The sequence below is a fragment of the Pseudoalteromonas sp. 2CM41L genome (assembly GCF_023161905.1).
GTDB classification, from domain to species: Bacteria; Pseudomonadota; Gammaproteobacteria; order Enterobacterales; family Alteromonadaceae; genus Pseudoalteromonas; species Pseudoalteromonas atlantica.
On the sequence record NZ_JALNTN010000001.1, the window covers coordinates 444321 to 457547 of the forward strand.

The 13227-nt window shown below is 41.9% G+C and carries 11 protein-coding genes; 2 read left to right on the forward strand and 9 right to left on the reverse strand.

Going from position 1 to position 13227, the window contains the following annotated elements:
* Window positions 1–6: 6 nt before the first annotated feature.
* Window positions 7–1173 carry an efflux RND transporter periplasmic adaptor subunit gene (locus MTF64_RS01975; RefSeq protein ID WP_248450337.1) on the reverse strand — a complete coding sequence of 389 codons (1167 nt, stop codon included), beginning with the start codon at window positions 1171–1173 and terminating at the stop codon, window positions 7–9.
* 120 nt (window positions 1174–1293) lie between these two features.
* On the opposite strand from MTF64_RS01975, the gene MTF64_RS01980 reads away from it, so the two are divergent.
* Window positions 1294–2232: a LysR substrate-binding domain-containing protein gene (locus MTF64_RS01980; RefSeq protein WP_004588705.1), complete on the forward strand. Its 939-nt coding sequence runs from the start codon at window positions 1294–1296 to the stop codon at window positions 2230–2232.
* An 8-nt stretch (window positions 2233–2240) separates the two neighbouring features.
* Here MTF64_RS01980 and MTF64_RS01985 read toward each other — a convergent pair whose 3' ends face one another.
* The 7 genes from MTF64_RS01985 to MTF64_RS02015 form a co-directional block, all read right to left on the reverse strand.
* Window positions 2241–3278, reverse strand: a complete 1038-nt coding sequence (locus tag MTF64_RS01985; protein WP_248450338.1) for a GGDEF domain-containing protein — start codon at window positions 3276–3278, stop codon at window positions 2241–2243.
* A 129-nt stretch (window positions 3279–3407) separates the two neighbouring features.
* Window positions 3408–4379 carry a GTP 3',8-cyclase MoaA gene (moaA, locus tag MTF64_RS01990; RefSeq protein WP_138579071.1) on the reverse strand — a complete coding sequence of 324 codons (972 nt, stop codon included), beginning with the start codon at window positions 4377–4379 and terminating at the stop codon, window positions 3408–3410.
* 84 nt (window positions 4380–4463) lie between these two features.
* Window positions 4464–6755 (reverse strand): molybdopterin cofactor-binding domain-containing protein, encoded by a 2292-nt coding sequence (locus tag MTF64_RS01995; protein ID WP_248450339.1) that lies wholly within the window; start codon window positions 6753–6755, stop codon window positions 4464–4466.
* Window positions 6756–6767: 12 nt separating this feature from the next.
* Window positions 6768–7256 (reverse strand): (2Fe-2S)-binding protein, encoded by a 489-nt coding sequence (locus MTF64_RS02000; RefSeq protein WP_029771953.1) that lies wholly within the window; start codon window positions 7254–7256, stop codon window positions 6768–6770.
* A gap of 194 nt (window positions 7257–7450) precedes the next feature.
* On the reverse strand, window positions 7451–8059 hold the full coding sequence (locus MTF64_RS02005; RefSeq protein ID WP_248450340.1) for a nucleotidyltransferase family protein: 609 nt from the start codon (window positions 8057–8059) through the stop codon (window positions 7451–7453).
* Window position 8060: 1 nt separating this feature from the next.
* On the reverse strand, window positions 8061–9080 hold the full coding sequence (locus MTF64_RS02010; protein WP_138579077.1) for an XdhC/CoxI family protein: 1020 nt from the start codon (window positions 9078–9080) through the stop codon (window positions 8061–8063).
* A 417-nt stretch (window positions 9081–9497) separates the two neighbouring features.
* Window positions 9498–10358, reverse strand: coding sequence for a DUF6279 family lipoprotein (locus tag MTF64_RS02015; protein WP_064386626.1), 861 nt, complete (start codon window positions 10356–10358; stop codon window positions 9498–9500).
* A gap of 597 nt (window positions 10359–10955) precedes the next feature.
* Between MTF64_RS02015 and MTF64_RS02020 the strand changes: the two genes are divergently transcribed.
* Window positions 10956–11681: a tetratricopeptide repeat protein gene (locus MTF64_RS02020; protein WP_024032214.1), complete on the forward strand. Its 726-nt coding sequence runs from the start codon at window positions 10956–10958 to the stop codon at window positions 11679–11681.
* A gap of 71 nt (window positions 11682–11752) precedes the next feature.
* Here MTF64_RS02020 and MTF64_RS02025 read toward each other — a convergent pair whose 3' ends face one another.
* A complete protein-coding gene (locus MTF64_RS02025; RefSeq protein WP_064386625.1) occupies window positions 11753–13171 on the reverse strand; it encodes a coniferyl aldehyde dehydrogenase in 1419 nt (472 codons plus the stop codon).
* Window positions 13172–13227 lie beyond the last annotated feature (56 nt).

The window sequence follows — 13227 nt, forward strand, 5'->3', positions numbered from 1 at the left end:
TAAACCTTATTGCTTAGCCATTAACTGGGCGTTGTCGTTTGACAATGTAAAAGCCACGCCGCTTGTATCAATTGTTACTGTATTTGGCGAAATTGGCATACCAGGGCCTACACGTGCAGGGCCATTTACCGCAATAATATCGCCTTCGTTTAGGCCAGCAGTAACAGCGCGTAACGCACCATAGCGCTCGCCTACTTCTATTAATTTGTATTCAAGCACGTTGTTTTCGCCAACGGTTAACACAAAGCGATTTTTTAAATCGGTGCCAATAGCACGCTCAGGAATAATTACTTTTTCACTCACTTCGTTTGCTGCCAATTTAACGCGAGCAAAAGAACCTGCACGTAGTTGATTGTTATCTTGTTCAAATACCGCACGTACACGTAAAGTACCCGTTGCTGAATTAATTTGGTTATCAATAAAGTTAATATAGCCTTGGTAAGCAAACTCTTTTTGCCCTACTTTTTGCATAACAACTGTTTGGCGGCTTTGCGCGGTTACATCGTTAAAGGCGCTATTCCAAGTACGCTCATCAACATCAAAGTAGGCATACATCGCTTTATTAGAAACAATTGATGTTAATACACTTTGGCCCGCTAATACGTTATTACCTTTGGTAATATTTGCGCGTGAGATAACACCATCAATCGGCGAAACCACTGATGTAAATTCTAAATCGAGCTTTGCAGAAGTAAGCTGTGCTTGCAGCGCTGCAAGTTGTGCTTCGCGCTGGCGAAGCGTTGAAGTACGTGCTTGCGCTTGCTCTGTGGAAATAGCTTTACGCTCTAATAAGCGTACTGCACGTTTATCTTCACTTACAGCTTGTTCAAGGGCTGCTTCAGCGCTGTGTATTTGCGCTTCTAGGCTTGCTACAACTGCTGCAAAAGGGCGCTCGTCAAGTTGAAACAACACATCGCCTTGCTTAACAACATCACCTTCTTTAAATTCAATGCTATCAATCACCCCAGATACACGCGGCATCAGCGCAACTTCTTGCGGCGATTCTAAACGCGTGGTGTAGGTGTGCCAGCTTTGTACTGGTTTAATTAAAACTTGTGCTACATCGATAGGTTGTAATTGTTGTTGCTGCGCATTTGGTGCGCTCTCATCGGCACAGCCCGCTAAGGATAGAGTTGCCGCAGCTAATGCAGCAGCAATTAAATGTTTATTCATGAAGACGCTCCTTTATTTATTTACCTGGCATGTTACGGACTATACTTGCGGACAAAAACCATAGATTTATAAATTCATTAATGCCAAAATGGCATCAATAGCATTTATTAGGTGACCATAATGGATACAACAAGCCGGCTTTTAATGCTGCTTGAAGTGGTAGAACAAGGCTCTTTTGCCAAAGCTGCAGAAATAAGAAACATAGACCGCTCTGTTATATCTAAACAAATCAGCCGGTTAGAGGACGAGCTAGGCGTTAGGTTATTAAACCGCACCACCCGTTCGTTTTCGTTAACGGCGGCGGGCGCAGAAATGATTAAAAAAGCGTCAGAGCTAAGAGAGCTACTTGGTGAAACCGTACGTATGGCCGAAAACTACCACCTAGAGCCACGCGGTGTGCTAAAGGTTACCTCGTCAACATTAATTGGTCGGCGTTATTTACAACCTGTGCTAAACGACTTCCAAAAACGTTTTCCACAAGTAGAAGTAGAGCTACGTTTAGACGATAGGCTAGTTGATATTGTATCTGAAGGGTTTGATTTAGCATTTAGAATTGGTGAGCCTAAAGACTCCTCGTTAATTGCCCGTAAAATTGCCCGTAATAGGCTGCTTATTGTAGCCGCCCCTGAATTTATAAAAACCTATGGTATGCCACAAACCATAGAAGAGCTGGTGCAGTTACCCGCTGCAAGTTATGCAAGTAACGCTATGCGCGTAGAAACCATAGATTACTACGATAGTAAAGGTGAGCCGTGCGAGCTAAAAATAAAAAGCGTGTACAGAGCAAACGATGCTGAAGTACTGCTAATGAAAGCTATTTCAGGGACTACCTACTTTGTTGCGCCAGCATTTATTATCGATAAAGAAATTACACAAGGTCAATTAGTGCCCATTTTAACGGATGTTAAGTTAAAAGAGTTTAGCCATATGTATGCGGTGTACCCACACAGAGACTTACCGGTAAGAACACGTTTATTTTTTGATGCAGTAAGAGAATACCTAGGTAAAGACAAACCAATTTGGGAAAACAACATCCCAAATTTTGAGCAAATGTACTAGCCTCGTACTTAGGCTATTTGAGGCTTTTCAATCAGGTTGGCATTTGCTTGAAAGTACACTTTATTGCGGCCATATTCTTTTGCTTTATACAGTTGTTTATCTGCTTTAATTACAAACTTTTCAAGCGTGTCGCCTTGGCGATACTTAACAACGCCGATACTGGCAGTTACATTTATTTTTAGTCCATCAATCTCAAATGCCGTATTGTTGAGTTTTTCTCTTATGGTTTCGGCCATTGCCAATGCATCACTTTGTGACGCAAAAGAGTGAAGTAAAGCAAACTCTTCCCCGCCCACTCTAAATACATACCCTTTTGCCAATACAACCCGTAATAAAGTGGCGACTTCAATCAGCACTTTATCACCTACTGCGTGGCCATGGGTGTCGTTAACCTGTTTAAAAAAGTCTAGGTCGAGTAAAAACAAATAAAGTTGCGACTTATCTTTAAGCTCTACTGCAAAGTAATGGTTCATTGATAAACGGTTTGCAGCCCCGGTAAGTGGGTCTAACAAGGCCAGATTTTTCAGCCGCTTAGATGATAAAGCACGGCTACCTTCAAATACATGAGAAATGGCCCAAATGCTGATATAAACAAAGGCAAGATTTAAACTGAAGTTAAGCGTCGTTAGAGGAAGTTGCGATGCTTTGGTTAATAATATGGCTCCCTGGAGTACAAATAACAAAGCCGATAATACAATGCCATAGCGCTTACCTAACAGTAGGTAATACAACACAGGTAACGCAAACGACCACACATACAAACCATTTATTGGCTTTGCTAAATAATTACCTAATACAATAACAAAGGTGACAAATATGCACATAACAACAGATTGCCATACTTCGAGTGCGTGTGTGTTTAAGCGGTGGTAGGTATAGGCACAAAATACAGTGAGCGCTATTTCTAAATAGCCTAATAACGCAAAGTTATTTAAAAAAATATTAAACGCAGCAAAAAACAATGAGACAAAACCAAAACACAAGCACATCCATTTCAGAACGTTTCTTCTTAATGATTTAGTACTACTAAGTGCTGCTATATCCATTCAAAAAACTTAAAATAATAAAAAATTTAGTGTAACGCTAAAATTAAATATAACAAGTAGGTATAAGAAAACATTAACTTTACTCACTACAGAGGCACGAGCACCCAACCAAACAGCTTACTATAAGGATTAACCACCTAGCATAGATAAGTTTGTAGTGACCCCAGTGTTACCTTGGTGCAATAAGTGGGTTGGTTTTTTTGTTTTTATATAACGCGCTAACTGATCAATTAATGCCTGATTAGTGTTATCACTCATGTATTCTCTAAGTGATATACCCTGCTCAGAAAACAAACATAAATGCAGTTTCCCCAGTGATGAAATTCTTAGCCTGTTGCAGGTAGCACAAAAGTCACTACTGTAAGGCATTATTAACCCTATTTTGCCTAAATAATCAGGATGGAAAAACTCTTGCGCAGGCCCCGCCGTTACATCGCGTATAATGGGCTGCCAACCAGCGCGAAGCAACTGCTCTTTTATGGATTGACCTGATATATGGTTAGCATCAAAAAATGCTTTATTGTCGTTTGTTTGCATTAGCTCAATAAAACGCATCGTTACGGGTCTGTGCTTTAAATACGCTAAAAAAGGTTCAAGGGCACGGCCATTGTACTGTTTCATTAGTACGCTGTTTATTTTTACTGAATCTAAGCCGCTCTCTAGGGCCGTGTCTATTCCTTTCATAACCGTGGCAAACTTATCATTGCCGGTAATGGTATTAAACATACGTGGGTCTAGGCTGTCGATGCTAACATTTATTGCATTGAGCCCAGCGTGTACCCAATCTTTAACATGTTTATGCATCGAGTAACCATTTGTAGTGGCGGCTATTTTGGTAATACCTTGGGTGTCTTTTGCCGCACGAATTACATCTATAAAATCTTTTCTGAGGGTTGGCTCACCGCCAGTAATGCGTAACTTTGATATGCCATGATGAGCAAAGGCGTTTACGGTGTTGCTAATTTCGTTAAGTGAAAGGAAGTCTCGGTCGTGATCGCATTGATAACCATCCGGCAAGCAATACACACACTTAAAATTACATACATCAGTAATAGATAAACGCAGATAACTAAATTTTCGCCCTGCTGGGTCGACTAGCATAAAAAAGCCTTTAACATTTTAATAATTCATCGCTAAGTTCAAAGCACGTAAAGCCTGTGCCTTACGCGCTTTGTTAGCACTTAACTAGGCCGTAAGACCTGCTTTAAGCTCATTGGGTTTCATGGGTAAATTACGTAACCGCACACCAACTGCATTAAATACCGCATTTCCAATAGCTGGCGCAACACCAATTACTCCAGGCTCACCTAAGCCCATTGGAAACTCATCACTTTGTACAAACTCTATGTCCATATCGGGCACATCTTGCATTCTAAGTGGTAAGTAAGTGTTAAAGTTAGTGGCTGCTACTTGTCCGTTTTGGTAATTATTTGATTCATGTAACGCAAGGCTTGTGCCCCACAATAACGAACCTTCAAGCTGGGCTAGTGCACCATCAGGGTGAACAATTAAACCTGCATCTACCACGGCGTAAAGCTTTTTAAGCGTAATTTTGCCATCGCTTTTATTTACGTGCACATGGGCTGCTGTGGCAATCCACGCTGGCATATTACGCTCTTGGCCTGAACTTACTGAAAAACCAATGCCTTCATTTTCACCCAGCTTAACATTTGCGACCTTCGCTGACACTTTTTTAAGTACCGCATTTAAGCGCAGCGCTCCGCCTACGCTTTCAGGGGCTTTACCTGCTTGTTTACCTTTGCCATCGAGCATTGATAAACGAAACTCAACCGGATCAATCCCTTGTTTGTGCGCTATTTCGTCGATAAAAGACTCTAAGCTCCATGCAATCCAGCCAGGGCCTACCGAGCGAAGCCAACCTGGGGTAAATGTGCTTTGCGCTAATTCGTTATTAATTGCGCGGGCACGGTGGTTATCTATGCTGTACCAGTGATCGGCTCCAGAGGCTGAAAATGCATCAAACTTACCTTTGCCATCAACCCCTGGTGATAAAAAGCCAGGTGCCATTGCTTTTGTTGGCCAGCCTGCTGCAAAAGCATGTTCCATTGCACTAAGCTCGCCATTTTCATTAAACGAAGCAGTTAATTTAGCTGTAGAGGCAGAGCGTGATTGATCAAATAAGCTATCGTCGGCGCGCGTAAATACCAGTTTTACGGGTTTGCCAATCGCTTTCGCTGTTAATGCTGCAGGCACAGTCCAATCGCCAAATAAACGACGCCCAAATCCACCGCCTAAATAATAAGGGCGAATGATAACGTTATTTTGTTCAACCTCTAACGCCTTGGCCAATGCAGGTAGTGTTAAAGACTGCCACTGATTACCGGTATGGATAATCCACTTGTCTTGTTTAAACTCTGCCACTGCGTTAAGCGGCTCTAATTGATAATGGCTTGCTGTTGCTGTGGTGTACAGCGACTCAAGAGACTGCGTTGCCTCAGCCTGCATTTTAGCGGTATCACCTTCATTAACAAATAAGGTGCCAGCGCTGCTATCGTTACATAATTTTTCGCCTAGGGATTGAATATCGGCCTCTGTAACATTAGCTTTTTGCCCTTTTTTATAGGTTACTTTTAGCGCATCTACCGCTTTAATAGCACTGGGGTAATTGTCAGCTAAAACCACCACCCAGCCTTGTACGGTATTACTCGGGTCGTTTAAAATCTCAAACCCTTTATAGCCTTTTATTGTTTTTGCAGCGCTATCGTCCACCTGTGTCACTTCGCTACCATAGCGTGTTGGTGGGATCACAGGGCGCGCATACACCATGCCTTCAAGCTCTACATCTATACCGTATACGGCAGTACCATTTGTTTTTGCCGGAATATCAAGCGCTTTAAAGTCTTGTTTTAAACCCGTTAAGTGGCGTTTATTGGCAGGCTTTAACGGCAGTTTTGCAACTTCTTCACTGCTAAAGGTACGGTTAAACTCACCATTTTTAACAATATCGGCATAACTGAGCGATTTATCGCCTGCAATTATACGCCCTTTGCTCGCGTGGCACTGCTCAGGTTTAACCCCAAGCATATTAGCCCCTGCATCTATAAGGGCTATACGCCCCGCAGCGCCAGCTTGTGAAAGCGGCTTAAAGCTTTGAAACACCGACCACGAGCCACCTGTAACCATGTAGCCCCACTTTTCGTGCGTATCTACATACGTGATTGATACTTTATCCCAGTCGCACTCAAGCTCATCTGCCACAATACGCGCTAAGGCGGTGCCTACGTGTTGGCCCATTTCAGCTTTGGCAATACTAACGACTACTTCACCTTGCTGGTTCATAGTCCACCAAATTGTGGGTGAAAACGATTGTTGTGCAATCGACTCTTTGGCGCTAAGTTCACCTGAAAATATTGCCGGAGCAAATGCCATAACCAGGCCAGCAGTTGCTGTACTAATCATAAAAGAGCGACGGTTTAAGTCTACGGTTTCGGTATTTTTTTGAAATAGTTTTTTCATTGTCGGCTCCAGTTACACGTCTAGCTCTTTGGGGTTAAACATTTGTACTGCACTTTGCGATTCATCAGCTGCACGTTGTATAGCCGATTTAATACGCTTGTACGCCATACAGCGGCAGTAGTTGCCATTCATATGATTTACTATTTCTTGATCTGTTGGATTTGGATTGTCAGCTAATAACGTAGCAGCTTGCATAATTTGTCCAGACTGACAGTAACCGCACTGAGGTACTTGCTCATCTACCCACGCTTTTTGCAGCGGGTGCGCGTTGTTAAGCCCTTCAATGGTCGTAATGTTTTTTCCTGCCACTGCGCCCACGGGTAATACACACGAGCGCGTTGCTTGCCCATCTAAATGCACTGTACATGCACCGCACATAGCAATACCACAACCAAACTTAGTTCCTTTTAACCCTATTTCATCGCGAATAACCCACAGCAAAGGTGTATCTGCACTTGCTTGCGATTTAACCTCTTTGCCATTAACTGTAAACGTCACCATAGCTTGCCCCTTCATTAAGCCTAAATAAAATTAAAGTAACGCATGACCCATACACGTTACTTTTTATACCACCGTACGTTGAAACTATTACGCTTTGCATTGCAGCGCACATTTAAAATGCGCGCAGGCATAACTGTTAAAAATCTAATCTCGTTTTAAACGTTTAACCTAAAGTTTAGGCTATATTTTTTAGTTTATTCGCTTACAGTTAGGTTGTTGTTATTATTAATAAACTGCTTTAATTGCTGTTGAGTGTCGATATCTGTGCTTGCCTGCTTAAGTAAAATGGTATTAACGTCAACCTGTGTATCGCGCAGTAAATGTTGAGCGCCTTTATCGCAATTTAGCGCTGCGAGTGTTTTAAAATCACAGGCAGGAAATACAGCAGGTACGCCAAGGCGCTCGCCATAATCAGCGCACCAGCGCGACGGGTTGTTGTTAAAATGAGTAATTAAAGTATTTATGTGTGTAGCACTAAGCTCAACCTGATCCGCCAGCATAAATAAAATCCCCTCTAATGAGTGCGCCTTACTTATAGTGTGTGTTGCCAGCGCAATAGATTTTCCTAAGCCTATTTGCCAGTGTGGGTTATGCAGTATTTCAACATTTTTATAGCCACGTAACGCATCTTCAATTTGCGCATGCCAAGCACCGCTAATAACGTATATGGGTAATGTGTCATCACCTTGTAAGGTATCTACGGCGCGGCAAATCATTGGTTTATTACCTACATCGGCTATAAGCTTACAGCCGTTAAAGCGCGACGATTGCCCAGCGGCTAAAATAACCTTTGCTATGCGCACCTTAGTTGCCCCAATTACTTAACGATGTAGCATCTTTATTAGCAAATACCGCATGAATTTCGCTAATGAGCGATAAAGCTATGCTCTCTGGCGAGTCGCCTCCCAAATTAAGCCCAACAGGACCAAATACAGGCGCTACTACCTTATTTACCGTTGTATTTGCATGTTCAAACACTTGCGCTCGGCGATGTGCAGGCCCCAGTAACCCCATGTACTTTAGTTGGCTTTGCTCAAGTGCGGCTAACGCCTGTGAGTCAAGCTCTACACTGTGGGCCATTAAAACAGCGGCATCCACTTTGTGCTGTTCGCAAAATTGTTTAAGCTGCGCAGCTGGGCAACGCAAAATATTATCGGCCTGCTTAAAGTAGTCTCTTTTAGCATTTGCAGCTCGGCTATCCCATACACTTACCATCCACCCGAGTTGTTTAGCAAACGCGTATACCGGTATCGCATCAGCGCCACCGCCAACAATTAATAAATGTGCGCTGGGGTAAATAGCCACTTCTAAACGTTGGACTTTATCTTGCTCTAAAAGCGCTGCTTTGCGGTTTAAAGATAAGTTGTGCTGCTGCGCCACAGTTTTAAAAACGCCAGACCCCTTTGCCACCAAAGGTTTAATTTGCTGTGTGTAGTGCCCCGATTGCTTATTTTTAAGCGCATTAAACATGCTATCTAATTGTAAGTATTCGTTTTCACTATTAACGCTTTGCAAAATAATATGCACCACACCACCACAGCCAATTCCTAGCTGAAATGTTAAGTCGTCTTCATCGGTTGCATCGTAGGTAATAGTTTTAGAGTGTAATGAGGTCATAACCTGTTTGGCGTGGCGCTGAATATCAGCCTCTAAACAGCCACCCGAAAGCATGCCTAAGCGCTGGCCAAGGCTCGAAATAAGCATCATCGCGCCCAATTTTCGATAGCTAGACCCTTCAATTTGGTACAAGGTTGCGAGCACCCATTGTTGTTCATCACGAAGCGGATACCACGTATTGAGCATTCCTTTTAAATCAGTAACCATAAACTGCAGCCATTACAAACCTTAATATGCGCGCGTTTTAATTATCACCATGGTGTCGCTTTGCTTCATTTGTTAGATATAACGAGGATAATCAAGCAACAAATAAGTGAGAAGCGTACGTGATATATTTTAAAATCGATCAGATAGGACGTTATTAAATATGAAATATTATCTTAGCATTTATCGAGGGCGAGGTGACCTGTGTGGATTGAAATTTTTCACTCTAGGTGCAATTAAATCGCCTTCAAAGGCTTTGCCCTGACTAAAAACCAAACGCCCTGTTGTAAATTCATCCACCGCAGTACGCCTCGCGCTAACTTCCTTAATAAGCGTATAATTTATAAAATGTTACACATGCTTAATTAGCAAACAATACGTTAGCTTTTTGGCTAATGCGAGCCTTGGCTTAAATAAGCATTAATCTTCAATTAAATCGGTGAGCGTATTAATTAGCTCATCAAACTCATTATTTACACTCTCGCGTTGCTGCTCACTCAATGTGGTATTTAGCTCAATAAGTAGGTTTACATAGAGCGCTAAGTTTGCATCATTACTGGCTAATAACTCTTCGCTCATATACGCTTCTCGCTGTGTAATTACATAGCTTAATTGTTTTACAAATTCAGCCTCACTGAGCGCTTTATTTAAAAGTACTTGCTGCGCTGCATTTAAACGCGTTTGCTTGTACTGATGCCAAAGCAATGAAGAGTCATAATGAGCATTGTTAGCTTGGGTAATAAGCTGCGTTTGCACAGGGGTTAACTTTCCTAGCCATTGTTTGTAGTAATCGAGCTGCCTTTCTAGGCGTTCGCTTTTGCGCTCCTGCGCTGTTAATTCAGTAAACTCTTCGTATTCTTCGTTAATTTGCGTTTGGATATTAGCAATAAGCTCTTCGCGCTGCGCATAAGAAAGCGTAAGCCCTAACTGCGCGAGCGGTATATGCGCGTGTTCAAGAATGTTTTGAAAATGAGCTCTGGCCAATACCACTTGCGACTTTAATTGCTGATAGTCTAACTGCTGATTAAATAACCCTTTTAAATTTAGTATATCTTGCTTGTAGGCGGGTAATTGCGTGGTGCGGTGCCACTGCTGGGTTGTGTTAATAATACTTTTGAGTTGCTTGTTTTGCTGCTTATTTAGGTCAATGTAGTCATCTACCCAAAACGATGAAAGCCACGTTAAGTTATTATAAGTAAACGAAGCCGAACAACTACACAAAAATAGCAGACTGAGCGCAATGGCTACGCGCGAAACTTTTATATTTTTTATTTTAAACATGAAATCCTCAACTAACGCTTTCTCTCAAACTTTCACATAAATACGCAAAGATGTTAATTTACTTTAATTGATAATAATTATTATTTACTGTTGACACTCCGTCAAATCTAAATAATAATTAATCGCATAAACAAAGTGTAACGACCTCAGTGCCCAAGGAAGAAATACAGCATGGATGCTGACATTTTGTTTTAAGCGCGTGACTGCTTAATGGCTATTATTTACTCGACCCAAGTAATAGCATAAAAGTTCATCTCTACTTGCTACATTGCTCATATTAGTGACGGTTAATATGACATTAAAAGCGCAGGCCTTGGCTTGCGCTTTTTTACTGCTTTAAATTTTCTGTAATATCTGTATCTTACGCTTATAAACAACGCATTATTAGCAATATAATTACTTATTTAAGCTATAATTACCACAACAGCTTGGCTAAGTGTTAAACGAGCATATAATCACCAAAGCGTTAGTATTTCACTTAACCCCAAGCACTTGCACCATTTTATACGTGGCTATTAAATAGTAAGTACAAAGTGTTGCAATAAAACAGGTTTTTATACATACACATTGCAACTATTACCTATTGGAGACATGGCTATGTCACAGTTTAATTTAAAAGCATTAATACTCACTGGCGTTTTGCTTTCAAGCCCATTTGCACATGCAACTCTTGAAGACGGTATAAGAGCTGCCAACGAAGGCGAGTTTGCGACGGCACTAAAAGAATTTGAATATTTAGCTGATAAAGGCTTTGCCCCCGGTATTTACGAACTAGGTAAACTTTACGAGGGCGGCTATGGTGTTACACGCGACTACTTTAAAGCGGCAGAGCTTTATAAAGAAGGCGTTAAAAAAAATCACGCTGACTCAATGTTTGCGCTAGCGGTTTTATACGATGAAGGCAAAGGCGTAAAGCTTGATAAGCAAATGGCGGTAACGTTATTTGAAAAAGCAGCGAAAAAAAACCTCCCCGCCGCACAATTTAATTTAGGTGTTATGTATGCAAATGGCGAGGGCGTAACGCGCGATTATAAACAAGCCAGAACGTGGTACGAAAAAGCCGCTGCTAATAACTACTCACTGGCGCAATTTAATCTGGCGCTCATGTATTTTGAAGGCCTAGGCATGCCAAAAGACTTAGAGAAGTCGTATGTGTGGAACACCATTGCAGAATACAACGGTAACATGCAAGCAAGCCATAGCCGTAAGCTAGATGAGCGTAAAATGCTACCCAAAGAAATAGAAGAAGCAAAAGAAAAAGCCGACAAAATCTACGAAAAAATACTCGCAGGCACGTATGCCGGTGAAGGTCGCTTATTTTAATTTGCGCCTAGCTAAACCTGAGCGTTTCACAAGGGCAAATGCATCTCGCATTTGCCCTTTTTTATATCAATTTACTTAATATATAAAAATTTAAGCAACTTAATAATAAGGTTGCTCTGTTTGAGTAAAAGCGCGGTACGCGGGTTAAACGTGCTAGACACCAAGGTGTTTTTTGCATGACTAAAGGTTAAAAAACCTTCTTTACCATGATAATGCCCCATTCCTGAATGCCCAACCCCACCAAATGGCACATCGTCCGCTGTCACCTGCACTAAGGCATCGTTTACAGCAACTGTACCACTTAATGTTTGCTCCATTATGTAATCTTGAGCGTGCTTATCTTGCCCTAAAATATATAGCGCTAAAGGGTGATTATGCGCTTTTATGTAGCTAATTGCCTCATCGAGCTTTTCGTAGGTTTTAATAGGCAAAATGGGGCCAAATAACTCATCTTGCATTAGCGTCATATCATCGCTAGGTGCGGTAACAATATGCAAACCCATTCTATGCTTTTGTTTGTCTTGCTGGTTTTGATCTAGCGGCTTAATAACTTGCGCACCTAACTGCTGTGCTTGTGTTAAATACCCTTCTAAGCGAGTGTAATGCGCATCGCTAATAATTGACGTTAAGTTTTTGCCTTCAACCCCGTCTTTAAAGTGCTTTTTATAAAGCTCGCACAATTGCTGCACCAGCTGATGCTCAAGGGCCTTAGGTACAAATACATAATCTGGGGCTACACAAATTTGCCCCGCATTGGCCATTTTACCAAACAATAATGTTTGCGCTGCTTTTTTAATATTAGCTTGCTCAGTAATGATCACCGGCGACTTACCACCAAGCTCTAAGGTAACAGGGGTTAAATTTTCGCTGGCCGCTTTCATAACCAGCTTGCCCACTGACGTTGAGCCAGTAAACAGCAGGTGTGCAAATGGCAGAGCAGAAAACTCACTCGCTACATCGCTTGCCCCTAACACCACTTTACAGTGCGCTTGTAGCTCGTCTGCAAATATTTTTTCGATGACTGCATTAGTATGCGGGGTAAATTCGCTGAGCTTAAGCATGACTCTATTACCTGCAGCAATGGCGGTAATAACAGGCACTAATGCCAATTGTATGGGGTAATTCCATGGTGCAATCACACCAACTACACCAAGTGGCTGGTAAGTCACACTCACTTTTGATGGCCACAAACTTAAGCTAGTTGAGCGCTTACTGGGTTTTGCCCATTTTGGCAATTTTTTAATAATGTGCGCTAAGCCCTGAACCGTTGGCAGAATATCGCCAAGTAACGTATCGAACGCGGTTCTGTAGCCAAAGTCTTTTGATGCTGCATCGATAAGCGCTTGTTCATTACTAACAATGCGTTTGTGCAACGTTTTTAATAATACGATACGCTTATCTATCGGGAGGTACGACTGGGCTAAAAAGCTATTTTGCAGCTCATTAAACGTATCGCTGAGTGACGGTGTGTGTGTGCTATCAGTATCCAAAGGTGCTACTCGTGTATCATTTTGCTACGACTATAACGCCGTTCTGATTTTCGAGC

Coding starts and splice junctions, on each gene's coding strand:
- MTF64_RS02000 (WP_029771953.1), bottom strand. CDS start 7,256: ATGGTGACGTTTACAGTTAATGGCAAAGAGGTTAAATCGCAAGCAAGT.
- MTF64_RS01985 (WP_248450338.1), bottom strand. CDS start 3,278: ATGGATATAGCAGCACTTAGTAGTACTAAATCATTAAGAAGAAACGTT.
- MTF64_RS01975 (WP_248450337.1), bottom strand. CDS start 1,173: ATGAATAAACATTTAATTGCTGCTGCATTAGCTGCGGCAACTCTATCC.
- MTF64_RS02010 (WP_138579077.1), bottom strand. CDS start 9,080: ATGGTTACTGATTTAAAAGGAATGCTCAATACGTGGTATCCGCTTCGT.
- MTF64_RS02015 (WP_064386626.1), bottom strand. CDS start 10,358: ATGTTTAAAATAAAAAATATAAAAGTTTCGCGCGTAGCCATTGCGCTC.
- moaA (WP_138579071.1), bottom strand. CDS start 4,379: ATGCTAGTCGACCCAGCAGGGCGAAAATTTAGTTATCTGCGTTTATCT.
- MTF64_RS01980 (WP_004588705.1), top strand. CDS start 1,294: ATGGATACAACAAGCCGGCTTTTAATGCTGCTTGAAGTGGTAGAACAA.
- MTF64_RS01995 (WP_248450339.1), bottom strand. CDS start 6,755: ATGAAAAAACTATTTCAAAAAAATACCGAAACCGTAGACTTAAACCGT.
- MTF64_RS02020 (WP_024032214.1), top strand. CDS start 10,956: ATGTCACAGTTTAATTTAAAAGCATTAATACTCACTGGCGTTTTGCTT.